This window comes from Nonomuraea composti (assembly GCF_012034275.1).
GTDB classification, from domain to species: domain Bacteria; phylum Actinomycetota; class Actinomycetes; order Streptosporangiales; family Streptosporangiaceae; genus Nonomuraea; species Nonomuraea composti.
This window is the reverse complement of the sequence record NZ_JAATEP010000012.1, coordinates 227377-251140: the sequence shown is the minus strand read 5'-3', so window position 1 is coordinate 251140 and position 23764 is coordinate 227377. Positions and strand designations below refer to the sequence as shown.

Below are 23764 nucleotides of genomic sequence, written 5' to 3'. Positions count from 1 at the left end.
TGGAGTGTCAGATGATCCGGTTGCCGAGTTCGGTGAGTGCGGTGGCGGTGTTGCTGATCGGGTAGCGGCGCGCGTTGGCGTAGCCGGCGGCTTGCAGGTCGGCGGGCAGGGCGGGGTCATGGCGCAGCAGGTGCAGCGTGGCAGTGAGTGCGGCCGGGTCGGTGAAGTCGAGGGGCAGGGCGCTGTCGGCCAAGACGTCGACGAGACCGGGGACGGGCTGATAGAGGACGGGCAGGCCGCAGGCCTGGGCCTCGATGGCGACGAGGCCGAAGGCTTCCAGGGTGGTGGACGGGATGACCAGGGCGTCGTGCTGGCGAAAGCATTCCCACAGTTGGCGCCGGGTCAGCCAGCCCAGGTAGCGGTGTGAGCAGCGGAGGGCCTGGAGTCGTGCGGCGAGGTTGGTGTACTGGGTGGGAGGCGCCGCGATGCTCAACGTGGTGCCGACGGTGTTGGCGCAGGCTTCGGCGAGTGTTCGGACGCCCTTTTCGGCGGTGAGTCGTCCGGCATAGAGCAGCCGGAACGGTCCCTCGCCGCCCGTACGGGACCGGGATGGGGGTGCGCTCAGCAGGTCGTCCGGCACTCCCCACGGAACTTGGTGGATCTTGGTGGCGTCCAGGGCGGGAGCCAGTTGGCGCAGGCGGTCGGCCATCGCCGGCGTGGGGACGACGATCGCGGTCGCCTTGCCTGCGACGTGTTGGAGGACTCGGTGCTGCGTGTCGTGACAGGCTGCGTGGAGCAGGTCGGTGCCGTGCACCAGGGCGAGGCTGGGGATGCCGGGGAGAGCACGGAGCAGGGCCGGGCTGGCGCCGAAGGCGAGGTGCTGCAAGTGGGTCAACGCGACATCACTCGGATCGAGTATGGCCGTGAGCTGGGTGGTGAGGGTGTCGGCATATGCCCAGAACCGGGAGCCGGTCAGGCACTTTCCGCTGTCGTGCAGGATTTCGATCGGCGGGAGCGGCGGTTGATCGCCTTCGAGCATGAAGACGCGGGCCGGGATCAGCGGGCCGGAGCCGGCGTAGAGGTCGTGGAGAAGCTCGATACTGCCGCCCGGGCTGCCGGTGGGGACGTCGAGCACGGTGACGATGGCCGTCATGCCTGCCCTCCGATGATCTCGCGGTAGAGGCGGGAGGTGTCGATACCGGCGCTGGTGGTGTACTTGCGACCGTGCTGCTGGTAGCTGGCGACGGCGCCGAAGGGGTTGAGGAAGACGAGCTTGCCGAAGGTCATGCCGGGATAGACCCGCACCGGACGAGCAGTGCGGATCTCCAGGGTCCAGGCGATGGCGTGGCCGGTGTGGCCCAGCGGGGCGGAGACATGGACCCAGATGCCGAGGGCGCCGATGGTGCGGTTGCCGTTGAGGAGTTGGGCGTAGCGCTCGGAGCAGGAGCGCTCGTGGGTCAGGCCGAGGTACAGGGTGCCTGGCTGGAGCAGCATCCCGGAGGCAGGGATGAGCGCTTCGGTGCACTGGGTGGGCTGGGCGGCGTCCAACGGGTCGAGGCAGATCTGGATGCGATCGCTCAGGCGCCAGTCGTAGGCGTTGGGCGAGAGCCGGTCGGGGTCGTACGGGTCGATGGTGATGTCGCCAACGGCTATGGCGGCCGCGATGGCAGGGCCTGTCAGGATCACGACACCCCCGCCCCGAGCAGGTCGTGCCAGTAGCGGGACGGTTGTGGGCCGACGGCGTCCTGGTACTTGCCGCAGTAGGCCTCGATAGCGCCGGCGGAGACGAAGAACATGATCTGGCCGATCTTCATGCCGGGGTAGACGCGCAGCGGGCGGACCGGGGACAGCATCAGGGTCCATTGGCCGTGGAAGCCAATGTCGCCGATGGGGGCGGTGATCTCGACGAACAGGCCGAGCCGGCCGACGGAGGAGCGGCCGAACAGCAGCGGGACGAAAGTGTCGGAGCCGACCTCTTCGAGCGTGTGGCCGAGGTAGAGCTCGTCCGGGCGCAGCACGTACCCGTCGCGGCCGATGGTGGTCGCGCGGGTGGTGTTGGGCCGGTGCGCGTCGATGACCGGGTCGGTGTAGGTCAACAGGGTCGGGCCCAGGCGGACGTTGTAGCTGTTCGGGTTGACCTGGTCGGGGGCGAACGGGGAGATACGGATGCGGCCGTCGCCGGCGGCGGCGCAGATTTCAGGACCGGTGAGGATCATGATGCATCTCCTTCCTGTCCTGTCAGGATGGTTCGGACGATCGGCGCGAGCGCGAGCGGTGGGCCGTTCCACCGGCCGCCGAGGAAGGTGTCGGCAAGGTAGCGCGTGGTCCAGGCACACCGCGGCATGTCCGGGCCGGGATACACGAGCAGCGGACCGACCTGGACGCTGAGCGTGCCCAGATCTGCAGTGACGAGGTGAGCGCGGACCAGTTCGTTGGCGAAGGGCTCGATGGCCATCAAGTCGCCTTCGCGCAGGACCTTGCCCAGGTGGACGGGGCGCAGGCTGGTGTCGTTGAGCAGGACGGCCTCCGCCGCATGACAGCTGCCCAGCCACGTGGCGATCAGCGTGAGGACGCGGCGGCGGTCGAGGACGGCGTCCCGGAAGGGAGCGGAGAGAAGGCCGATCGGCTGGAGCAAGCGCTCACGCATGGCGTCGAGCTGGGCCACCAGAGCGGACACGGGCGGTGCGACGATGATCCCCTCGGGGAACCTTGACGTGTGCGCGGCCCAGCCACCGTCCTGCCGGACGACCTGGGCGTAGCCCTCACCCAGCTCGGGGCCCTTGAGCACCACGCTGTCGCGCACGCGGGCCGGTCCGTACTGCGGGCTGTGGCAGTGTCCTGAGAAGATCACGGAGACGAACGGGCACGCTGTGGCGAGGGCGAGATCGTGGTCGAAGCCGGTGTGGCTCAGCACGATCCAGTCGTCGACCGCATCGCGGTGACGCTGGTACAGCTCCTGCAGGGCGAGCTCGGGCCGGATGACGCCGTGCCCGATGCGCTCGGCGAGCGGGATGGTGGCGAAGGCGTCCATGCCGATCACCGCCGTCACGGCCACGCGCCGGCCGCCGATCCGCTCGATGCGTACGGTGCGGAACAACGGCTCACCGGTCGTGGTGTCGACGGCGTTGGCGCAGACGGTCAGGGCTCGCAGGTCGGGCTCGAAGTGGTGGCGCCAGCCGTGGTTGCCGGGCGCCAGAACGTCGTACAGGGACAACAGGACGTGGCGCTCGATGGCGCCGCCGCCCAGCCGGTAGTAGCCGCTGCCTTCGAAGAAGTCGCCGGCATCGACCACCAGCGCACGCCGGCGGGCGGCCTGCAGGTGCGCGAGCATCGGTGTGGGCCGGTCGAAGCTGGAGTGCACGTCGACGGTGGCGACGACACCGTCCAGCACGCGCTGCCCGCTCACGCGGCTTCCTCGGTGATGTCCGCGCCGAGGTGACGCAGCTTGCCGGGCAGGTCCGCGTGTCCGCGGCGCAGTTGCGCCAGGCCGCTGACGGTGGTGGTGCCGTCGGCGGCCAGCGCGGCCACGATCAGGGTGGAACCGGTACGGATGTCACCAGCCCTCACCGCGGCCCCCGTCAGCCGCTGCGGGCCGGCAAAACGGCAGTGCGTCGCCGACAGCTGTTCGATCACCGCGCCGAGGCGGGCGAGCTGCGGGACGAGGTTGCCGTGCCGTCCCGGGTTGATGGCATCGGCGAACAGGTGCACGCCCGGCACGCCGAGCGCGAGCGCCATCAGCGGCGGCTCGAAGTCGGCGTCCAGGCCGTCGGGGGCCAGGGACGCGATCGCCCGCAGTGGTTGGCCGGTCAGCTGGGTGTCCTGGCCCTGCACGGTGACCGTGTCGGCTCCCGCGTGGGCGGGAATCCCGAGCCAGGCGAAGGCCTCCAGCGCGGGCCGTACATCGGCCGCCCGCACACCTCTGATCTGAGCCGACCCTCTGCTGATGGCGACCGCGCAGGCCAGCGTGACCGCCTCGACCTTGTCGCCGGGCACCTCCCAGGCCAACGGCGCGTCGCCGCCGAGATGCAGGGGCACGAGGACGAGCGTCTCGTCGTCGGCGGACGCCTCCCAGCCGGCCTCCCGTAGGAAGGCGAGGATCTCGGCCACCTCCGGCGACAGGTTGGGCTGCGTCACGGTCAGCCGGCAGCGTTCGATCACGGCTCGCAGGACGGCCGCCACGGTGGCGCCGCGTGACCGGTACGGAAGCGTGATCGTCAGATCAGTCGCTCGCCTCTTCCCTCTGATCACTTGGTATCCCAGGCTGTCCAGCAGCACCTGGTCGCCGAACTTCTCGTAGACGCGGAAATGCAGGTCCATCCCTCGCTCGCCCACCGGGCACCCGCCGGGCCACGGCAGCCGGGCCCGCCCGCAGGCGGCCAGCAGCGCGGGCACCAGGTAGTAAGAAGCGCGGATGCCGCCCGCGTCGGTGAGGTCGGCGGGCGGCTCGGTCCTGGAGATCGGCATGATGACGACCTCCTCCGGATTGCTCTGTGACCGCGCGACGCTGTAGCCGCACAGCCGGAGCAGATCGAGCATCGTCCTTACGTCCTGGCACTGGGGCACGTTGCCCAGATGCGCCAGGCGCCCGACGGCCGCCGCCGCTGCGATGAGCGGAAGGGCGGCGTTCTTGGAGCCGTCCACACGGACGGTACCGATCAGCGGTTCTCCTGAGCGGATCGCGATCGCGTCGGCGACAGAGACAGTCGAAGGCATGATGGCCTGCGCCCCTTTCGAGGCAGGGAACGTGGATGACTCTCAGTAGATGTCCTGCGCCGGAGCGTTGTCAGGAGGACAATGAGTGGCAGACGCGGACGCGCTTGTCCGTCCCTCGCGGGGGAGGAAGGGACACGTGATGTCACCCCGGCATCTCCTCATGCGCCGTACGGCTACGCAGCGAGCGCGAGGCTCGGCTCTGGGACATCCCGGAGATGGCCCGCGAGCTCCGCCATCTGGCGCCTGAGCTCCCGGACATCACGACGCTTGCCCGGCTGATCAGAAGGTGGGAGGGCGGACAGCACCGGCCCGGCACACGGTACAAACTGCTGTACGCTCGCGCGTTCGGCTGCTCCTACGAGCGGCTCTCCGCCCCGATGCCATCGCCGAGAGCAGATACCGGACCGGTGACGGTGATGCCCGACGGCGAGATCGCCCGTTTCGGCGCCTGGGCAGAAGCGACCGGCGTCGGCCCGGCCACCCTCGAGTACTACGCCGCCTCTGTGTCGCGGCTGACCCGCGAGTATCTCCACCGGCCGCCCGCACCGCTCCTGACCAGCGCGGCCGATCTGGCCAGGGACCTGTTCGACCTGCTGCAGAGCGGCCATCATCGCCTGGGTCAACCCGCGAGCTGTACGCCACGGCCGCCAAGCTCTGCGCGTTCATGGCCTGGGCGGCGGGAGACCTCGGCCAAATCAGCGCCGCGGAAGAACATGCCCGTACGGCCCTCGTCCTTGCCGAGCAGGCCGACATCCCTGCCACGCTGGCGCTGGTCCGTGCGCCAAGTCCAAGACGGCCTTTGGGACGGCCGTCAGCGTCAGGCCGCCACGTTGGCACGCAAGGGCTTCGAGTGCTCACCCAATGACACGATGAAGGTGTTCCTCGCACTGCAGGAGGCCAACGTCTACCAGGAACGCGGCCGGTGGAGCTCACCTTCACTCGTCCGGTCACCGGTCCGGAAGCACTGCAGTTCCACGTCCAGCCGGCCGAGTCGATGCGAACACTGCGGCAGGCACTGTGGGAGGCGATCGCGGACGTGTGGGGCCCGGAACGGGTGCCCGATTCCGAGCAGTGGACTCCGCACGTGAGCATCGCTTACAGCAATTCAGACGGCCGATGGGGCCTTACGCCGCGGCACTCGACAGCGTGCACGCTGAGCCAGTGACGGTTACTGTCCGAGACCTTCAGCTCATCGTTCTGGACCGCGATGCACGCCTCTACCGCTGAACCACCAAGGCGGCCATTCCGCTGTCCGCAGGGAGTCTGTGAACAGCGGAGGCCGCGTCTGAACCGTACTGTGTTACAACTTGCGGGCGCAGGTCACTGGTATGTATCCACTCTTGGGTGCGCCTGCACCGACGAGATACCAGTCATAGTGCTCGGAGCCGCATTTCCTGTATGAATTCTCGCGCCCAATCGACTTCCAGCAGCTCTCCAGGACATCACCCCTTTTCACCTTCCTGACGATCGGAGCGTCCGCCCGCGGTTCATCTCGAACCGCGACCACGTCTCCGGTGACTACGATTTTCTTGTCGCAGGTCGCCGCAGCTGAGCGTGACTCGCTCTGGGCGGGTGCGGGCGCGAGCACAACAGCGGCCACGACCGCTGCCGTCTGGCTCAGGATCAGGATCCGTCGCATGGGCGCCTTCCTCTCTCTCGGAAGGCATCGGTCTATCAGCCTGCATCCGCTCGCCCGGAGTGGTTGAGCCAGGGGATGGAATGCGAAGGCGGAGTCGCCGCCTGCGGCGACTGGCAAGGCGACAGAGGGCAGGCGATCACTCCTCCGCATACTCCTGCGGATACCTCTGCGAACACCCTTACGGATTAAGCGGTAGCGGCACAACCAGCATCGCCCCAGGTCAGAGCCCTGCGACCGTCCTGCGGCAAGCCCCGACTGCTGTACTCGAAGGCCTCCATAAATGCGTCGACCCAGGTGCGCAAATATTGAGAAAGCATTTTGCGCCACATAGCGATCAGCCAAATCCAATCCCATCAATACCTATTTGCATTTCACTTAGCCCCCGCTCAATACAGACAAATCCGGCAGCTCGGTGTATTCAAATAGTTCCTGAGAGCAATTGACTCGATCTTTATTTTTGGATTTAATTGAATTAGTCAGAGGGAGGGGCGCTCGATACAAAGCGGGCGCGGAACGATCGGAGATCGGTGATGGTTAAGAGCGCTTCCGGAAGCGTACCGACCAGCATTCCCGGCAACAGCCTGACGTGCGACGACATGGCGCACGTCAGGCCGGAGGACTGGCAGGAGATCCGCAAGCTGGCCCGCGGTTACTGCCGGACGGTAGACGCCACTCGTTCCTGCAAGCGCATGGACGGCAGCGCCACCATCGTCAAGGCCGGCCACGCCCCGTACGGCACCGACGACGTGTCGGACGACGTCAATCAAGACGCGGTCCTCCTGTTCGCCCAGCGCCTGCGTGACGTGCTCGGCAAGTGCCCCCGCGCTCCCGAGAGCGGTTCCACCCGTGAAACCCAAGCCTGGATTTACGTCCGGCGGGACGGGGCGGAAATGACCATCACTCGTGGAACGCTCCAACGCTGGGCCGTCCGCGATGCCGCCGCCCGCAACGGCTATCGCGTCGATGTGCCCCCGACCGAGGTCGAGGCCACGCCTGGAGCCCAGCTCATGCGCGGGCTGCCGCATGCCGAGAACGTGGCCCGTGCCGCGGTGGCCTTCTCCGCTGCCCAGCACAGTGCGGAGATCTTCCGGCAGGCGTTCGGGGACGGGCAGGACTTCCCGGTCTTGCGAGAGATCATCTCCAAGGCGGAGCAAGCCGATGACCTTGGGCGCGCGGGTGTCCTGGCCACGGTCGCGCAAGAGCGGGAAGGCGGCGCCTACGGGTCCCGCCGTGCTGTCATCCGTGTACGAGACGCGGCACGTGCGGAGTTCAGAGACCTCTCCGAGCGTCTTGACGAGGCACGGGAGACCATGGTGCACACCGGCGACGAATCGGCCATCAGCGACTGACACAGCAGCTCAGCTCCAGGGGCTCCAGAGTTTCTCTCTGGGGCCCTTTCTGCTGCCGGAGCACATTGGAAATTGATTGCTGTCATGCGGACGCTTGGTGAGGTTGGCGGGCCGTATTTAAGTGAGAACGAAATCCGCCCGCCTGCACCACGACGGCACGCCGTAAAGACGATTCATGCGGACGTTGGGGTTGCCGCGGGGCCGTATTTGAGTGAAGCCGTCAACAGCGCGCCGCGATCCTGCTTCACATGATGGCGAATGAAACAGAATCGCGAGCGTCGCTGTCTCGAATGATTATCTTCGCCATCAGGCCAGGCGTTCCTCGCCTCTTCCATCAATCTCCGTCCGGGCGTTACGGCAGGCACGCCCGGACGGCCCCTTAACCCTCTTGAGGAGGTGTCATATCGATGCCCCCTGCCCAAAACCTGACGATCATTGTGCTGTGCCCGCTGCTCGCACCCGTGGCACATGGCACGTGGTGCTCGTTCCGGCATCTGTTCCTGTCGCCGGAGCCCGACCGACCGGGGGACTGGTGCGGAACAGTCACCGATCTCGACCAGATCCGATCGCGCTTTCCCGGAGTGATGTTCCACAAGTGCCTTCTCGGCGAGCTGTGCAACGACATCCCCGCCCCGGGAGCTCCACCAGTCGGTGAGAGTCCGCCGGCAGCACCCGCCGCATGTGATCCAGAGCCGGAACACCGACCGCGAGGAGAACACCCCTATGGCCGTACTTGACGGCATCGCCCTGCCGCCGAGGTGGCGTATCACCTCCCGGCTGCTGGCCGGGTGGCCGATCGACGACGATCACCTTCTCGAACTCTGGCCGCACGGCCGGACCGAGGACGGGCGGATTCGATGGCTGTACCGGCTGTCTCGCGGCAACCAGACGATCTTCTCGGCCACCGACATCAGCTCACCCACCGGAACCAAGCTGAGCACCGACACCCTCATCAGCACCGCACGAACTGTTCTGTCGTTCCTGACCCTGCGCGAGGGCGACACCGACGCCGAGTTTTTCGACCACTACACCCGCACGCAGCGCAAATGGCGGGAGAGCTACGCCGAAGAACTGTCGCTGTACGCCCTCTACGGCGTGTGCGGCTACTGCGGTGAAGAGCACCCTTCGCCCGGCTGCGGAAGCGTGAGGTAGCTCGTGCCGCACAGTTCCGGCAGCTCCCGCTTTCCCGGTCTGCGCATGGCGCAGCGTACGGAATTCAGCACGCGCGGGGCGTTGGCGGCCGTGTGCCTCGCCCCTCAGGAGACCGGGCGCCTACCGGCGGAGTGGGTGGAGCGGTACCGCGCCGATGCGCCTCGCATCGTCTACGTGGTGCTCTCCTACGCCACACCGATCGCATGGGTTCGCGACGACGGTCAGGTGATCATCCCTGACTGTTCCTACTCCCTCACCACCACCCGCCACCAGCGGCTGTGCCGCCTCTGGCTGCCGGAGCCCGGGACACCTGCCTGATTGTTCTACTGCCAGCGGGTCAGGCAGCGCCCCTGACGGCGGCTGACGCAGTCCCTCGAAGCACGCGCCCCCAACTCCACCACGTTCGCAGCGCGCCGTATGGCCTCCCCAGGCTGTGCGGCGCGCTGCGTGTTCTCCACCTGTCCGCCGCCCTGGAGGTATTCACCCATGACCGAAACCGTTTGCCTGTCCCAGCCCGCCGACTACCTCGCCATCGTGCCCTATCTGCTCGGGTTCCACCCGGCCATGAGCCTGGTGATCCTCGCCTTTGACGATCAAACCCTGGTCAGTGGCATCCGGCACGATCTTCCCCACGCCGACGACGAAGCCACGGACATCGTGGCCCTCAGTCTCAAGATCCTCGCGCGCCAGGAGATCCGCCAGATCGCCGTGATCGGTTACGGCCCCGCTGACGTGGTCACGCCGATGCTGGACCGGATGCGGGAAGCGGTCGCACCCACGGACATCCTGCTCCTGAAGCTGTTGCGCTGCGAGGGCGATCGGTACTGGTCCTCCCCGGATGCGGACCCGCCCGAAGGAACGCCGTACGACATCACGACCAGCCAGGCTGCCGCGGCAGCCGTCGTGGCGGGGCTGGCCGCGCTCCCGGCCCGCCGGGCGTTCGCGACCCGCCTGCAGCCGGTGGACGGGCCAGACCGTGACGCCGTACGCACGGCCACCCGCGCCGCTCGCGAGCGCGCCGCATCGCTACTGGCTACCTCCACCACGCCCCGGTACTGGTACGAGGAAGGCCTGCGCGCCGTTCACGCCGCGTTCGCCCACCAGGGGGCCGGCGAGCCGCTCACCCCAGAAGAGGTGGCCTGGCTGAGCGTGCTGCTGACCTCCATCGTGGTGCGCGATGTCGCGATCACGACGACCCGCGCCTATCCCGCATCGGACCACATCGCGCTGTGGACCGAGATGGTCCGCCGCGCAGAGCCTGGCTACGTCGCCGCTCCCGCCACGTTGCTGGCCGTCGCCGCCTACGGCTGCGGCGCCGGGCCGTTGGCCCGTATCGCCGTCGATCGAGCCCTGGCCGACAGCCGCGACTACACCATGGCGCTGCTGGTGGACTGCGCGCTCAACAACGGCGTGCCGCCCTCGGCCATCCACGAGATGCACGCCGCCGTGACGGCCGAAGTTCTCCAGGCTCAGCTGGAGCTCTCTCCTGAAGCCGCTCTCCCCAAGCTCCCCATCCCGCCGGAAGGGCGGTGACCGCGATGTCCCATGCCGTCACCTACTCGGCGACTCTGGTCGGCCTGTCCGACCGCGTGGTGCGTATCGAGGCCGAGGTCTCCGCGGGCCTGCCCGAGTTCCGCCTGACCGGCCTGCCTATGGCCACCACGGGAAGCACCCGTGACCGGGTACGCGCCGCGATCCTCAACAGCGGCCATGCGTGGCCGGACAGGCGAATCACGGTCGCCGTGTCGCTCTCCGAAGTTCCCTCGTACGGCTGCATGCTGGACGTGGCCATCGCGATGGCCATCCTCGCGGCGGCAGGTGTGATCCCCGCCGCGTCGATCGCGCACACCGCGTTCGTCGGCGAACTCGGACTCGACGGCGGCCTGCGGCATGTCCGCGGCCTGCCCTCCGCCATCGAAGCGCTGGCCGCCGCCGGATTCCGCGCCATCGCCGTACCTGTCGCCAGCATCGAGCATCCCGGGCAGCGGCCGGTCATATCCGCCACCTGCCTTACGGACCTGATCGAGCAGCTGGCCCGCGACACGGGCCCCGCCGAGCCTGGCTCTCCTTCCTCGCGCACGAATGCCTATCACGTGGACCTCGCCGACCTGCCAGGCGACCAGGCCGGGAAACGCGCATTGGAGATCAGCGCCGCCGGTGGTCATCACCTGCTGCTCCACGGGCACCCCGCCCCAGCGGCTCTGGCTGACTGCCTGCCCGATCTCCTACCACCCCTGGACGCCGCCGACCACTCTGAGGTCGGCGAGATCTACGCGCTCGCGAACCTCCCCAGGCGCAACCGGCGCCGCCCGTTGTGCACCCCGCACTACTCGAACACCGCCGCCACGATTTTCGGCCTCCGCTCCCATGGCCGGATTCACCCGGGAGCCGTATCGCTGGCGCATGCCGGAGTGCTGTTCCTCGACGACGCCCCGGCCTACGCCCTCAGCATCCTGGACGGCCTGCGCCTGCCGTTGGATACCGGCGAGGTCATCCTCGCCGACAGTGACGGCATCGTGCACCTGCCCGCACGTTTCCAGCTGGTACTGGCCGCGTCCGCCTGCTCCTGTGGCCGGGAGAACTGCCGTTGCCGCCCAGCGCACCGGCATCGCCACCTCAACCGACTCACCGCCCTACGGAGTCGCATCGCGATCACCACGACCGCCCAACCAGATGACCCCAACGCCGCACCGGGGGCCACCACCGCCACCGTTGCCGCCCGCGTGGCCGAGGCCCGTGCTCGCGCGGCCTACCGCCTGGCCGGAACCCCGCACCGGGCCAACGGCGACATCCCGGCGCTGGATCTGCGCACCGCCCATCGCCTGGACCCCGAAGCGCTCGATCCGCTCGACCTTCCCCTGCGCAGCGGCAAGATCACATTCGCGGCGATGACGCAGATCCTGCGCGTGGCCTGGACCCTGGCGGATCTCCGCGCCGCCGCCCGCCCCAGCAAGGACGACACCCACCACGCCCTGCGCCTGTGGCAGGGCGCTCCCCTCTGAACCCCGGTCCGGCGCCCCCCTTCTCGGGGCGCCGGACCCCATTCCCGTGTCCGGCACCAGAGGAAGGACCGAACATGTCCGCCGAGACCCTGACCTGGCTCAACCAGAACACCCTGATCGGCTTCACCGGCAAGCGCGGCACCGCGTGGCACTACCGCGCCAGCCAGCAAGGCGACGAGCCCAACCACTACCCCGGCCCGATCCCCGTCGACGACGTCAAGCGCCGCCTGTTCCACTGGGAGCCCATCGAAGGCAGCATCGAAACCACCTACCTGACCGGCGACGGTGTCACCCGCCTCACCGACCCCGACCGCAAGGCGATCATCCGCCCTGACACCGGCAGCGTCCTCGGCGTCTTCAAGCAGGGCTTCCGCATCCACGAATACAAGCGCTGGCTCGTGGACCACATCGAGACCATCCTGGACGACGACCTGTCCATCGGCTCCGCCGGCCTGCTGAAGGGCGGCGCCGTGGCCTGGGTTCAGGTCGAGATCCCCGAGACCTGCACCACCCCCGAAGGCGTCGCCTTCCGCCCGTTCCTGTCGGGAGCCACCTCATTGGACGGCTCGCTCTCCTCGACCTACCAGACCGGCGCCCAGCTGATCGTCTGCGACAACACCCTGTCCGCCGCCCTGGCCACCAGCAACGCCAAACGCGTCAAGATCAAGCATTCCCGCCGCTCCCTCGACCACGTCGTGGACGTCCGCGACGCCCTCGGCATCATCCACCAGATCGCCGACGGCTTCGCCGCCGAAGTCCAGCGCTTGTGCCAGGTCGACGTTTCCCGGAAGGACTGGACCGCCTTCCTCGACAAGCACACGCCCGTACCGGCGGAGCACGGCCGCAAGCGCACGATGGCCGAGAACAAGCGCCACGCCCTGCACCACCTGTGGACCTACGATCGACGCGTCCGCCCCTGGCAGGGCACGGCCTTCGGCGTCGTCCAGGCCGTCAACACCTTCACCCACCACGAGCAGACCGTCCGCGGCGCCGTCAGAGCGGAGCGCAACATGCACCGCATGGTCACCGGCGGCGTGGACGACCTCGACCTGGGCACCCTCCAGACGCTGGAGGCAGTGCTGAACCGCCCGCTCCTGAGCAAAGCCGGCTGACGTGTTCCAGGTGCGGCACCGATCGCGGTGCCGCACCTCACCGCGTCGTGGCAGGATCTGGGGGACGCAGGGGTTCGGAGGGCAACATGAACGACGAGACAGCGGCGTTGCTCTTCGACGTGGTCGAGCGGCTCGAAAAGAGCATCACCGCCCGCGAATGCCCAGCCATCGCCGCCCTCCAAGGCGAGCGCCTGCTGATCCTCAGCGACTATGACTACCTTCGCGATGATCAGACAGCCGCCGCTTTCGAGGCACGTGCCGCCGCCAAGGCACGTGAGGTATCAGCGGCACGATGGGTCTTCGCCGTCCCTCAGGTGTGGATGATCACTTCGAACAGCGTCTACAGCCGTTCGGTCTCGAATCATCCCTTGAGAGAAGGGGAGCAAGAAGCGATCACCTGGATGAGCTTCGACTCGAGCGATGGCGTGGACTACGGTCGCGTGCCCTACACGCGCCGGCCGAACGGGCAACCGGTGTTCGACGAGCCGGAAGTGTTTGCGATTGCAGTGCGCCCTGCTGACCACATGCCCGGTCACAAGCTGCTTCAGGCGCTTTTTCCTGGTAGCCAGTAACCTCCGTCAACATCGGCGGCATGCGCTCCTGAACGAGCAGGCGACAGCATTCTCGCTTTGGCGATATCCGGCCCGTCGCTGGCTGTCGGACGCGTTCGATCTTGCTCGCCCACCTCTTAGACCCCCTTTGTGACTCCCGAATAGAGGCCGTCGCGCCTGCCGACGCTCATACGTCGCAACCGCACATCTCGTGAATGTGACTCATATCACATCATTCTATATGTGCAACACGAGGGCACTTCTGACTGATCGATTGACCAGCAGACATGATCTACATGCCAACTCGATTCTGACCATCCGTGTCGGGAAAGTGACGCTCCCCTTCGTTGACCGATCGCCGCACGTCAATCACATTCCTCTTGATCCTCCTTATGTCTGCTTTAGGCGCTTTACGGCCCTCTTGCCCGGGGTCTGCGTCAGCGTGCCGTGAAGGAGTTCGGGATGCGTGGTCGCCGTTTACACATGTGGCTGACGGCCTTGGTGGTCAGCCTCGCATCGCTGGTGCTGATCTCCAGCGTGGGTGTACCTGATCAACTCTTACAACCGGCCGCGGCAGCGGCCCCGCCGGAACCGGAGCAGTCAGTCGACGCCCGGCCGGTGCCCGACAAGAAGACCGCCAAGGGCGCGGAGGAGTCCGCGCCCAAGGTGACACGGAAGAAGCCGGTATGGCCTCAGCCCGGCAAGGCCGAGGTCAGCGTGCCGGAGCCGGGCAAGCTGGCCGCGGCCGGGACACTACCGGTGCAGGTGGCCCAGGCTCAGGGCGCCGGGCCGGACAAGGTGTCGGTGGAGACGCTGGCACCCGAGACCGCCGCCAAGCTGGGCGGGGTGGGGATCGCCGCTCGCATGGTGCGGGCCGATGGCGGCGCGAGTCCGGGCAAGGTACGGGCGACGTTCTCCTACGCCGACTTCCGGGACGCCCACGGCGGCCAGTTCGCCTCCCGGTTGCAGGTGGTGCGGCTGCCGGCCTGTGCCGTACAGGTGCCTCGCCCGAAGACGTGTGTGACGCGGCCCACCGTGGTGCCGTCGTCCAACAACCTCAAGGCGGGCACGCTGACCGCGGAGGTCGAGGCGGTCCCGGCCGGCGCGAAGGAGGCGGAGGTCAAGCCGCCGGCGCCGGGCAAGGACCGCAAGGCGGATGTGGCCAAGGCGGCGCAGACCAGGCTGGCGGCGCAGCTGGCGGCGGGCTCGGTGTACCTGCTGGCCGCCGACCTGACCGGGCCGGACGGCAACTGGGGCGCCACCGATCTGAAGCCGTCGGGCACCTGGCAGGCCGGCACATCGGGCGGCTCGTTCGACTATGACGTGCCGTTGCCGGAGCCGCCGTCGGTGGCCGGGAACGGGCCGGATCTGTCACTGCAGTACGACGCCTCCTCGGTGGACGGGGAGGGAGACTGGACCAACAACCAGTCCAGCGTGGTCGGCGAGGGCTGGGACCTGAGCGTGGGCTTCATCGAGCGGCGCTTCCGCCGCTGCGAGGTGACCACCCAGTACGACCCCTGGACCTCCGAGCTGATCTGGATCGCCGAGGAGGCCCAGAACGGCGGCGCCTTGTGCTGGGAGGCGCCGGACGAAAACGTGGCCGGCGTCGACCGGACGCAGTCGGAGCTGGTGCTGAGCGCGGGCGGCCGATCGGCGCAGATCGTCAGGACCACGGCGGGGGCGTGGAAGACCGTCCCGGACTTCGGCTGGAAGATCGAGCAGGTCGCCGGGGGCGCGGACGGCAACGCGTACTGGAAGGTCACCGACCGGGAGGGTCAGGTCTGGCGATTCGGCTCCACCAAGGACGCCCAGTGGCAGGTGCCCTACGTCGGCGACGAGCAGGGCGAGCCGTGCTACGACCGGTACCTGAACAACTTCATCCCGCCCACCTGCACCGCGGTGTGGCGGTGGAACCTGGACCAGGAAGTCGACCGCAACGAGAACGTGATCGACTACTCCTATTCCAGGGACGTCAACCACTTCTGCCTGCCTTCCTGCACCGATGAGATCTACGAGGTGCTGCCGTACGACCGGGGCGGGTTCCTGTCCTCGGTCACCTGGGGCCACAACACCCAGGTGACCGGCAGCACGCCGACCGCGCGGATGACGTTCACCACCGGCGCGCGCACCGGCGACGATGTGCCGACCGACCTGCAGTGCGCGCAGGCGGCGGGCTGCGCCAACGACGCGATCTCCTTCTTCGCCACCCGCAGGCTCGCCTCGGTGCAGACCGAGTCGCGCAACCCCACCTCCGGGGCGTGGGACCCGGTGGACCGGCTCGACTTCACCCACACCTGGATCTACCAGCGCACCGACCAGGGACTGCCGTGGGACGCGGCGATGTGGCTGGACACCGTGCAGCAGACCGGGCAGGCGGCCTCGCCGAACGTGACGCTGCCGCCGCTGGACTTCGACGCGGTGATGCTGGCCGGCCGGATGGACTACATCAGCAACTCCGACTGGCAGGACCAGCTGTCCTGGCGGATGGTGCCGCGCATCGCGGCCATCAAGAACGGCATGGGCGGCCGGATCGAGGTCACCTACGGCCAGGCCGACCCGTGCGGCGGCGCCAAGGGCCGCGACGGCTCCAACTACCACAACGACCAGGTCGGCGACTGCTACCAGGTCGACATGGGCAGCGAACCCGAAAGCGACTACGAGGCGTGGGCCCGCTTCTACAAGCAACTGGCCACCAAGGTGGTCGAGCGGGACATGGTCGCCGGCTCGCCCGACGTGACGTACGCGTACGAGTTCCTGGGCAGCCCGCGCTGGACCAACCCGCTGCAGATCGCCGAGCCGAACCTGGCCCCGCCCGGCTCGGACTGGCGCGGCTACGGCCAGGTCCGCACCGTCAAGGGCTCGGGCAGCGACCCGGCCGGCTACAGCGTCACCACCCGCACCTTCCTGCGCGGCACCGGCGGGACCGTCACCGACTTCGACGGCACCGCCGTCACCGACGCGCCGCTGCTGCAGGGCCAGGTGCTGCAGGAGCAGACCTGGCAGATGACCACGCTCAGCCCGCGCGCCTACACCGAGATCGACTCCACCCGCTGGGAGTACACCCTCAAGCCCACCGGCACCGGCTGGGCCGGGCAGAACTCGGCGTACGTGGTGCAGACCCGTGAACGCTCCCGGGAGAAGGTCACCGGCGGTACCTGGCGTTACACCGACGAAAAAACCGTTACCAACGCCGACGGCTTACCGGAGACGATCAACGACTACGGGCAGGACGGCGTCGCCACCGACAACTCCTGCACCAAGATCACCTACGCGCGCAACACCGACTCCGGCCAGTGGCTGATCGACTTCCCGTCCGTGGTGGAGAAGCGCTCCGGCGACGACTGCTCCGCCGGAACGCTGGCCGGCAAGACCGTCACCCTGTACGACCAGGGCACCGACCCCGCCACGAACAAGCCAAGCGACGGCAACCCCACCGAGGTCCGCTCCTACGCCAACGCGACGACCATCTCCACCACCAAGGCCACCTTCGACGACTACGGGCGCACACTGACTGCGACTGACCCGCTCGGCAAGACCAGTGCGACCGCCTACACCCCGGCAGTTGGCTGGCCGAAGGACGGCATCACCGTCACCAATCCGCTCGGCCACACCGTCACCACCCGGCTCTCGCACACCTTGGGCGAGACGATCTCGGAGACCGACGCGAACGGCAAGACCACCGAAATGGACTACGACGGTCTTCGTCGCGCCACAGCATTGTGGAAGCCAGGCCAACCCCGCAGCGGTGGCACGCCCAGCGCGACAGTTGCCTACAACATTAACTGGGACGGCTGGCTGGGGCAGCCCACCGCACCCATCAAGACCACCACCAAGCAGTTGCTGACCGGCAGCGGCACCACCGCCAAGTGGACCACCAGCCACAACTACGAGGACGGACTCGGCCGTACCCGCGAAAGTCAGACCGCCTCCCCGATCGGCGGCCGGATCGTCATTGCTACCACCTACAACGCCCGCGGCCTCACAGAGACGGTCTCAGAGCCGGTCTACAACACCGACGAGCCAGGCAGCGGCCTGCATAACCCCGCACTGAACAGCCTGCCGCAATGGACCAAGACCGTTTATGACGGCTTGGAACGCGAAGTGGCGTCCATCGCCTATCACCAGAGCTCCGAGCTGCGCCGCACCAGTACCACCTATCCCGGGGCTGAGCGCACCGAGGTCACCCCGCCCGTTGGCGGCAAGACCGCCACCGTCACCGACGCCTTCGGCCGCGTCGTCAAGGTCGAGGAATGGTCAGATTCGACCAATCACGCCGACACCACCTACGGCTTCGACCTCAATGACAACTTGACCAGGATGACGGACGCCAACGGCAACGTCCGTACCTACGAATATGACTGGCTCAACCAGCAGACGGCCGCCGCTGACCCGGACGCCGGCAACTCCACTCACGGCTATGACGCCGCCGGGCGGCGGATCTGGAGCATCGACGGCAAGGGCCAGAAGGTCTCCACCGTTTACGACGACCTGGGCCGTCGCATCAGTCAGTGGGCCGGTGAGCCGAACACCGGCACCAAGCTCGCCGGATGGGCCTACGACACCCTGGCCGACGGCACGATCGTCAAGGGCCAGCTGAGCGCTTCCACCAGCTACACCGGTGGTCAGCCTTACACGCAAGCGGTGACCGCCTACGACAGCGATTACCGGCCCACCACCAGCAAGATCACCATCCCTGCAGCCGAAGGTGATCTCGGCCGCGACTACGTCTTTATTTCCTCCTACGACGCGGCCGGCAATCTGCGCGAGCAGACCCTGCCCGCCGCCGGCGGGTTGCCCGCAGAGAAGGTCACGCACAGCTACACCGACCTCGGTTTCACCAAGGCCACTACGTCCGACCTGGGCGGCTTCACCTATGTGAAGGACACCACCTTCACTGCCACCGGTAAGCTCCAGACCCGGCTGCTCGGTGGCAACGGCCAGATCAAGCGCGTCCTCGAACGCGACGCCACCACCGACTGGCTTGCCCGCGTGAGTACCCAATCCAGGGCGGACACCTCCACTCCCGACACCATCCAGGACGACCGCTACAGCTACAACATCGCCGGCAACCTCACCCGTGTCCTGGACGCCGCCTCCGCCATCCCCGGCCAGAGCGACGGCCAGTCCGAATGCTTCACCTACGATGGCTTGCTCCGGCTCAAGACCGCCTACACCACCACCGCAAGCTCCTGCGCCGGCACCGGCGATGCCAAGGGCATCGATCCCTACAGCCAGGCCTACACCTACGACAAGGTCGGCAACCTCACCACCCTTACCGACAACGGCCAGACTGCCACATACACCTACCCCGCCCCTGGCGCCAGCGCCGTCCGCCCCAACGCGGTCACCTCCATCACACGCCCAAATAGCACCGACACCTACGCCTACGACAACAAGGGCCAGCTCACCGCCCGTACCGTTGGCGGCAAACAGGCCACCTTCGAGTGGGACCAGCTCGACCGACTCGCCCAGGCCACCATCGATGGCCAGCAGACAACAATGGTGTACGGCGCCGACGGTGAACGCCTGATCCGGCGCGACCCCGACGGCAGCACCACCCTCTACCTCGGCGTCATGGAGCTGCGCTTGGCGGATGGTGCAGTGGCTGGCAGGCGCTACTACAGCAGCGCTGATGGCGAGCTAGTGGCAATGCGTGACACCACTGGCGTCACCTGGCTGCTCACTGGCACGCATGGCAGTACCCAACTCGCCGTCAACGGCACCACTGGAGCCGTCAGCCGCGAACGTTATCTGCCCTTCGGCCAGCGCCGCGGCGCCGATGACCTGCCCTTCACCGACCGAGGCTTTCTCGGCAAGACGGAAGATGCTGCCACGGGCCTGACATACCTCGGCGCTCGTTACTACGACCCGGCCATCGCCCGGTTCATCTCCACCGACCCCGAACTCGACCTGCGCACACCCGAATGGGCCAACGCCTACTCCTACGCTGGCAATAATCCCATCGACCAATCCGATCCCGACGGCCGTCGCGTCGATGCTGGCGGTGGCACCGACCCTGATGCGAGCCGCAGAGCCAATGCCAACTTCGAGGAAACTCACAATCCAAACGGCGCGAGAAAGACCGCCTATGAGCGAAAGGTTTACAAAAAGCGCCAGCAGCAATACGTGAAGCAGAAAAAGGAAATAAAAGCATGGAAGAAGCGCGAAGCTCAGAGGTCTCGCTATCACGACCGTGAAGCGTACGTCAAGAAGGAAGATGTAGATGCCTTCCGCTGGCTGATCGCGAATTCAGGCATAACAGACGCAGGGCCGGCGCTGCTTTCCCTCAACGCAAGATACGGGTATGGCAAGGCGCGCCCCCGGTCGGGACGGCCTGCGGCGCCGACGGGCTGTAGTAGCTTCGTGCCAGGTACAGAGGTTCTGATGGAGGACGGTTCCTCCAAGGCGATCGAGGACGTTGAGATCGGCGATGCCGTCATGGCATCGGATCCCGAAACTGGGACAACGTCGGTGAAGGCTGTCACGGCACTCACCCTTGGAGAAGGCGGCAAGAATCTTGTTGAGCTGACCGTCGCGGCGAGCGACGATCACGGCAAGCAGGCAGACAAGGGTGACCAGCGCGCTGGTACGGTGACCGCCACTAATACCCACCCATTCTGGGTGCCCGACCTGCGGGAATGGGTTTCCGCCGGTGAGCTCCGCCCTGGCATGTGGCTGCGTACCTCCGCTGGGACGCACATTCAGGTGACGGCCGTCAAGAAGTGGTCCGCCACCCAGCGGGTGCACAACCTGACTGTAGAGAACCTGCACACCTACTTCGTGGTGGCGGGTGCCGAAACCGTACTCGTCCATAACGCTGGCCCGTGCAGCACGCGGGTACCGTATGGCAGCGAGCCGCTGAGCAAGGCCGCCCAGGGTAGGCGGCTCAATGATGGGCCATCCCTGGGGAAGAAGGGCAATTACGGGGCGGCGGAACTTGATGATGGCGAAATCATCACCGGCCGTTCTGGCGGCGGTAAGCATGCGGAGGAGGATCTGCTCGAACAGGCTGCCAAGAAGGGCAAAAAGATCGTTAAGTTGTACACAGAGCGTGAACCGTGTCGGGCCAGATGTCAGGCCAAAGTCAAGGATCTAGATGTATACTGGTCCTTCCCCTGGGACAACAATAGTAGAGCACAGACCAACCGAGACCTTTATACGGCGGTCGACGAGCTCTTCCGGTATAGCCCGTGGAAGAGAGTGAAACGCTAATGACAGAGTCGGGCGGCACTTCTAGTGGCCCCTTTCAGGATCGACGAATCGTCTACTTGGACGATGATGACATCGGTGCCTCGGCGGCTGCATACCTGGTACAGGAAGGAGTGCCGCCACTGCTCGTAGGTCTCTCCTACGTGGCAGCGGATACTCTTCGTGTAGCACAAAGTCCAACGCGCGGCGAGCTCATCTGCTTCGGCAAGGCGGGACCCTCGTCTACCCTATGCGTTGCACGAAGTAACGGCGAAGTCATTCAGATCGTCGAGGTCGATTCGGGAGAATATGAAGAGGAACTCGTCAACAGTAGCCTGGACCAGTTCGCCAGGTCGGTCGAGGCTGTGAACGACAGGTATCCTTTCTACAGTCTGGACTGCGACATAGAGGTATGCGAAGCCGTATCCGAAGAGATTGCTGAGCGACTCCGACGCATCGATCCTGTGGCCCTGGAAGACGGTAGGTTCTGGGACACCGTCGTGGCGGACATGATGATGGGTGATTACGCGACGGAGATGATAGGAACGCATGCCAAGGGCTGACGTCGCCGCCAACTACTTTTTGTCAAGAAGGCCATACGTAGCTACTCGAAATCCGGCATTCACGAAGCTGGCCGCGACGAGCGCGAATTGGATAGCGGTGGGTGATGCACCAGATCGGCTCGAGTCTGATGATGAGGGCCGGTCTGCGCAGCGAATGGCTCCACATCGGTACTCTTATCGAGCTTCGCCGCGAACAAAGTGAAACCGGTTCGGCAGCCGGGGACCACATGAGGAGCAGAGGGGTCAGCGCCAGGCGCCTGACTCCTCTGCTCCTCATCTCGATCAGCCGGCGACAGGAATCGCCACGTTCACCTTCTGTCGAAATCAGCCTGGGCGTACTGCTCCGGCATATTCAGCCTGTCGTCTGGTCGTCCATTGGTCGATCTGGACGTTACTTCCAGTGGCTGGTGCATGCAGGTATCGCTTACCGTCGATGTTGATGACGACATGATGGATGGTTGCCGGGTTCCTGGGATCCTTGGCGAAGAAGAGCAGATCGCCTGGCTTGAGCTGAGCTCGTGGGACGTGAACGCCCGCATGCCATTGTGTGGAGGTGTGTCCCCCGATCTTCACACCGGCTTTCGCCCAGGCGTACTCGGCCAGGCCCGAGCAGTCGAAGCCCTTCGTGCTGGCACCGCGGCCGATGCCGTAGCTTGGCCCGTCAGGGCCGCCTCCGCCCCAGGAGTAGGGCACGCCCAGCATCTTGAGGGCGGCGGCCAGTGCGACACCGCCACGGCCGGACGTCCGTAGCGTGGCGAGTGTTTCCGGATCGAGCGCCTCGTTGATCTTCCGAGACAGGTCGTCGCAGGTTCGTCGGGCGACGCTGGTCACGATCCTTTCGGCCAGTCGGCGTGGATCCATTGCCCGCGTGCCTTTATGTGCGCTGGTCAGCTTGCCGGCGTTGAGTGCCTCCTGCACGTCGGCCACGAAGGTTTCTCGGGGGACGCCGAGGGCTGTGGCCAGTTCGAGGCTGGCACGAACGGCCTGTTCGTCTTTCTCGGAGAGCTTCAGGCTGCTGTCCGAGGTGCGAGGTGGTCTTGGTTGTCGGGAACGCCTCGTCAAGGTGGAGATGAGGGCTTGGGCGCGAGTCTCGTGTTTGGCGTAGGCGTTGGGATGGGCCGATCGCTGGACGGCTTGGGCGACGGCTGTCAGGGGCTTGGTCTCCCATTCTCTGATCTTCTTCAGGCGGGAGAAGAAGGTCTGGGTGGCGTAGTGCTGGTTGGTGACCTGGGTCCGCGTGCCCCAGCCGTATTCGGGGTGCTGCTGGAAGAGGCCGAACGCCCGTCCGCGGTCGCCGACGGTGTCGTTGCGGAGTGAGGACTCTTGCAGGGCGGTGGCGAGGGCGATGACAGCGGCCCGGCGCGGCAGGCCCAGAGCGTTGGCGGTGTCGATGATGATGCGCGCGTTGGCCGCTTGCTTCGAGGTCAGCGGAACCGAGTCGACGTGCTTGTGCGGCAGTGGCGACTTGGGGTCCTTGCCGACGTACGCGCAGACGGCGGAGGCGAGCCGGTCAGGATTGGCTGCGGTGGCGGCGTATTGGCCTCCGCCGGCCATCCCGGCGACGAGGGCCACGCTGGAAACCAGGCCGCCGCCGGCGGCGAGGGCTTTGACGAGCCCGGCTTCGAGGATCACTGGCAGTCCTCCTGCGCGTCGGCCTCCTGGTCCTCGGCTGAGGCAGGGGTGGGGGCGATCTGGGGTCCGAGGCCGGGCCAGTGCTTGGTGAGCTCGGCGAGCCGGCAGCGGGGGTGGTCTAGGTCGGTGGGGAGCCAGCGGGCGCCGGCCGGGCCGTCGTCCACGGTGCCGTTGACGGTGCCGGCGTGGCCGGTGGCGACGGGGACGAACATGTTGGCGGGGTGGTGCTTGATTTTTTTGCGGAGGTTGGCTTCGCGGCGTTCGCCCTGGACCCAGAAGAGCACGGGGGTGACGATGCGGCTGGCTTCGGTGAGGCGGGCGTAGCCGTCGAGCTTGTGGGCGACCCGGTCGAGGGGCTCGGTGCCGGTGTCGTACTCGAGGAAGAACTCGATGTTGTGGGAGCCTTCGGTCCAGCGGGCGTAGGCGTCGGGGCGGGCCATGGGGGCCCATTCCTTGGCGCAGCGGTGTTCAGGCCACCAGGTGGTGAGCTCGGTGAGCGGGTGGCGGCGGGAGTAGGCGTGCAGGCTGGTGGCGATGCCGTTGGTGCCGACGGTGTGGGCCAGGCGCTGGCTGTAGACGATGGACAGGATGCGGTCGCGGCGGTAGCCGTACTCGCTGAGCTCGATGCCGTCTTCGGAGGCGAGCACCGCGGCGGCGGTCTCGCCGATGACGTAGTGGTACGGGGCGGTGCCCATGGAGGGTGGGAGGTTGGGGCGGAAGCGCTCCAGCAGGCCCATGCGGGTCAGGGCCAGGAGCCGGCGGCGGGCGGCGTCGTCGGTGTCGAAGAACAGCTCGCTGACCTGCGGCGAGGTGAGGACGCGGAAGTCGCGGGTCAGGCGGATGAGTTTGCGGTCGCGGTCGGTGAGGCGGGCGGCGAGCTGGGTGAGCATGGTGGGCGTGTAGCGGATGGACACAGTGGTCGA

17 protein-coding genes and 1 pseudogene are annotated in these 23764 nt (G+C 66.9%); 10 read left to right on the top strand and 8 right to left on the bottom strand.

What is annotated here, in order from left to right; genetic code table 11:
- Positions 1-7 precede the first annotated feature (7 nt).
- Genes HCN51_RS19525 through HCN51_RS19505 form a run of 5 tightly spaced genes read right to left on the bottom strand, consistent with a single transcriptional unit; the run spans position 8 to position 4653 of the window.
- On the bottom strand, positions 8-1093 hold the full coding sequence (locus HCN51_RS19525) for a glycosyltransferase family 4 protein (RefSeq protein ID WP_168010948.1): 1086 nt from the start codon (positions 1091-1093) through the stop codon (positions 8-10).
- Positions 1090-1626: a dCTP deaminase gene (locus HCN51_RS19520; protein WP_168010947.1), complete on the bottom strand. Its 537-nt coding sequence runs from the start codon at positions 1624-1626 to the stop codon at positions 1090-1092. The genes HCN51_RS19525 and HCN51_RS19520 overlap by 4 nt, the downstream gene beginning before the upstream one ends.
- Positions 1623-2156, bottom strand: a complete 534-nt coding sequence (gene dcd, locus HCN51_RS19515) for a dCTP deaminase (RefSeq protein ID WP_168010946.1) — start codon at positions 2154-2156, stop codon at positions 1623-1625. Before dcd ends, HCN51_RS19520 begins: the two co-directional genes overlap by 4 nt.
- Positions 2153-3346, bottom strand: coding sequence for a metallophosphoesterase (locus HCN51_RS19510; RefSeq protein ID WP_206067193.1), 1194 nt, complete (start codon positions 3344-3346; stop codon positions 2153-2155). The genes dcd and HCN51_RS19510 overlap by 4 nt, the downstream gene beginning before the upstream one ends.
- Entirely contained in the window at positions 3343-4653 is a 1311-nt protein-coding gene (locus tag HCN51_RS19505; RefSeq protein ID WP_168010945.1) for a UDP-N-acetylglucosamine 1-carboxyvinyltransferase, read from the bottom strand. The genes HCN51_RS19510 and HCN51_RS19505 overlap by 4 nt, the downstream gene beginning before the upstream one ends.
- Positions 4654-5569: 916 nt before the next feature.
- Between HCN51_RS19505 and HCN51_RS19500 the strand changes: the two are divergent.
- A pseudogene (locus tag HCN51_RS19500) lies at positions 5570-5818 on the top strand (2'-5' RNA ligase family protein); the annotation flags it as partial.
- Positions 5819-5953: 135 nt separating this feature from the next.
- Here the strand turns inward: HCN51_RS19500 and HCN51_RS19495 are convergent.
- Positions 5954-6292, bottom strand: coding sequence for an SH3 domain-containing protein (locus HCN51_RS19495; RefSeq protein WP_168010943.1), 339 nt, complete (start codon positions 6290-6292; stop codon positions 5954-5956).
- Positions 6293-6822: 530 nt separating this feature from the next.
- Here HCN51_RS19495 and HCN51_RS19490 point away from each other — a divergent pair.
- The 9 genes from HCN51_RS19490 (at position 6823) to HCN51_RS19450 (ending at position 21209) form a co-directional block, all read left to right on the top strand.
- Positions 6823-7641, top strand: coding sequence for a hypothetical protein (locus HCN51_RS19490; RefSeq protein ID WP_168010942.1), 819 nt, complete (start codon positions 6823-6825; stop codon positions 7639-7641).
- A gap of 681 nt (positions 7642-8322) precedes the next feature.
- Entirely contained in the window at positions 8323-8793 is a 471-nt protein-coding gene (locus HCN51_RS19485; RefSeq protein ID WP_168010941.1) for a hypothetical protein, read from the top strand.
- 45 nt (positions 8794-8838) lie between these two features.
- Entirely contained in the window at positions 8839-9111 is a 273-nt protein-coding gene (locus HCN51_RS19480) for a DUF8033 domain-containing protein (protein ID WP_168010940.1), read from the top strand.
- A gap of 168 nt (positions 9112-9279) precedes the next feature.
- The gene (locus HCN51_RS19475) at positions 9280-10326 is read left to right on the top strand and encodes a DUF4192 domain-containing protein (protein ID WP_168010939.1); all 1047 of its coding nucleotides are present in this window, start codon (positions 9280-9282) and stop codon (positions 10324-10326) included.
- 5 nt (positions 10327-10331) lie between these two features.
- A complete protein-coding gene (locus HCN51_RS19470; protein ID WP_168010938.1) occupies positions 10332-11795 on the top strand; it encodes an ATP-binding protein in 1464 nt (487 codons plus the stop codon).
- 74 nt (positions 11796-11869) lie between these two features.
- Entirely contained in the window at positions 11870-12907 is a 1038-nt protein-coding gene (locus tag HCN51_RS19465) for a DUF932 domain-containing protein (RefSeq protein WP_168010937.1), read from the top strand.
- Positions 12908-12993: 86 nt separating this feature from the next.
- Positions 12994-13479: a hypothetical protein gene (locus HCN51_RS19460; RefSeq protein ID WP_168010936.1), complete on the top strand. Its 486-nt coding sequence runs from the start codon at positions 12994-12996 to the stop codon at positions 13477-13479.
- Between the two features lie 441 nt (positions 13480-13920).
- Complete coding sequence (locus tag HCN51_RS19455; protein ID WP_168010935.1) at positions 13921-20670, top strand: RHS repeat-associated core domain-containing protein; 6750 nt, start codon at positions 13921-13923, stop codon at positions 20668-20670.
- The gene (locus tag HCN51_RS19450; protein ID WP_168010934.1) at positions 20649-21209 is read left to right on the top strand and encodes an SUKH-4 family immunity protein; all 561 of its coding nucleotides are present in this window, start codon (positions 20649-20651) and stop codon (positions 21207-21209) included. The genes HCN51_RS19455 and HCN51_RS19450 overlap by 22 nt, the downstream gene beginning before the upstream one ends.
- Before the next feature lie 324 nt (positions 21210-21533).
- Here HCN51_RS19450 and HCN51_RS58125 read toward each other — a convergent pair whose 3' ends face one another.
- Together HCN51_RS58125 and HCN51_RS19440 are read right to left on the bottom strand one after the other, a co-directional pair.
- Positions 21534-22841 carry a C40 family peptidase gene (locus tag HCN51_RS58125; protein WP_346433708.1) on the bottom strand — a complete coding sequence of 436 codons (1308 nt, stop codon included), beginning with the start codon at positions 22839-22841 and terminating at the stop codon, positions 21534-21536.
- The gene (locus HCN51_RS19440; RefSeq protein WP_168010933.1) at positions 22838-23755 is read right to left on the bottom strand and encodes a replication-relaxation family protein; all 918 of its coding nucleotides are present in this window, start codon (positions 23753-23755) and stop codon (positions 22838-22840) included. Before HCN51_RS19440 ends, HCN51_RS58125 begins: the two co-directional genes overlap by 4 nt.
- Positions 23756-23764 lie beyond the last annotated feature (9 nt).

Bases quoted from the DNA above. Each gene is read 5' to 3' on its own strand.
- HCN51_RS19525 (WP_168010948.1), bottom strand. From the start codon at position 1,093: ATGACGGCCATCGTCACCGTGCTCGACGTCCCCACCGGCAGCCCGGGC.
- dcd (WP_168010946.1), bottom strand. From the start codon at position 2,156: ATGATCCTCACCGGTCCTGAAATCTGCGCCGCCGCCGGCGACGGCCGC.
- HCN51_RS19505 (WP_168010945.1), bottom strand. From the start codon at position 4,653: ATGCCTTCGACTGTCTCTGTCGCCGACGCGATCGCGATCCGCTCAGGA.
- HCN51_RS19495 (WP_168010943.1), bottom strand. From the start codon at position 6,292: ATGCGACGGATCCTGATCCTGAGCCAGACGGCAGCGGTCGTGGCCGCT.
- HCN51_RS19490 (WP_168010942.1), top strand. From the start codon at position 6,823: ATGGTTAAGAGCGCTTCCGGAAGCGTACCGACCAGCATTCCCGGCAAC.
- HCN51_RS19480 (WP_168010940.1), top strand. From the start codon at position 8,839: ATGGCGCAGCGTACGGAATTCAGCACGCGCGGGGCGTTGGCGGCCGTG.
- HCN51_RS19475 (WP_168010939.1), top strand. From the start codon at position 9,280: ATGACCGAAACCGTTTGCCTGTCCCAGCCCGCCGACTACCTCGCCATC.
- HCN51_RS19470 (WP_168010938.1), top strand. From the start codon at position 10,332: ATGTCCCATGCCGTCACCTACTCGGCGACTCTGGTCGGCCTGTCCGAC.
- HCN51_RS19465 (WP_168010937.1), top strand. From the start codon at position 11,870: ATGTCCGCCGAGACCCTGACCTGGCTCAACCAGAACACCCTGATCGGC.
- HCN51_RS19460 (WP_168010936.1), top strand. From the start codon at position 12,994: ATGAACGACGAGACAGCGGCGTTGCTCTTCGACGTGGTCGAGCGGCTC.
- HCN51_RS19455 (WP_168010935.1), top strand. From the start codon at position 13,921: ATGCGTGGTCGCCGTTTACACATGTGGCTGACGGCCTTGGTGGTCAGC.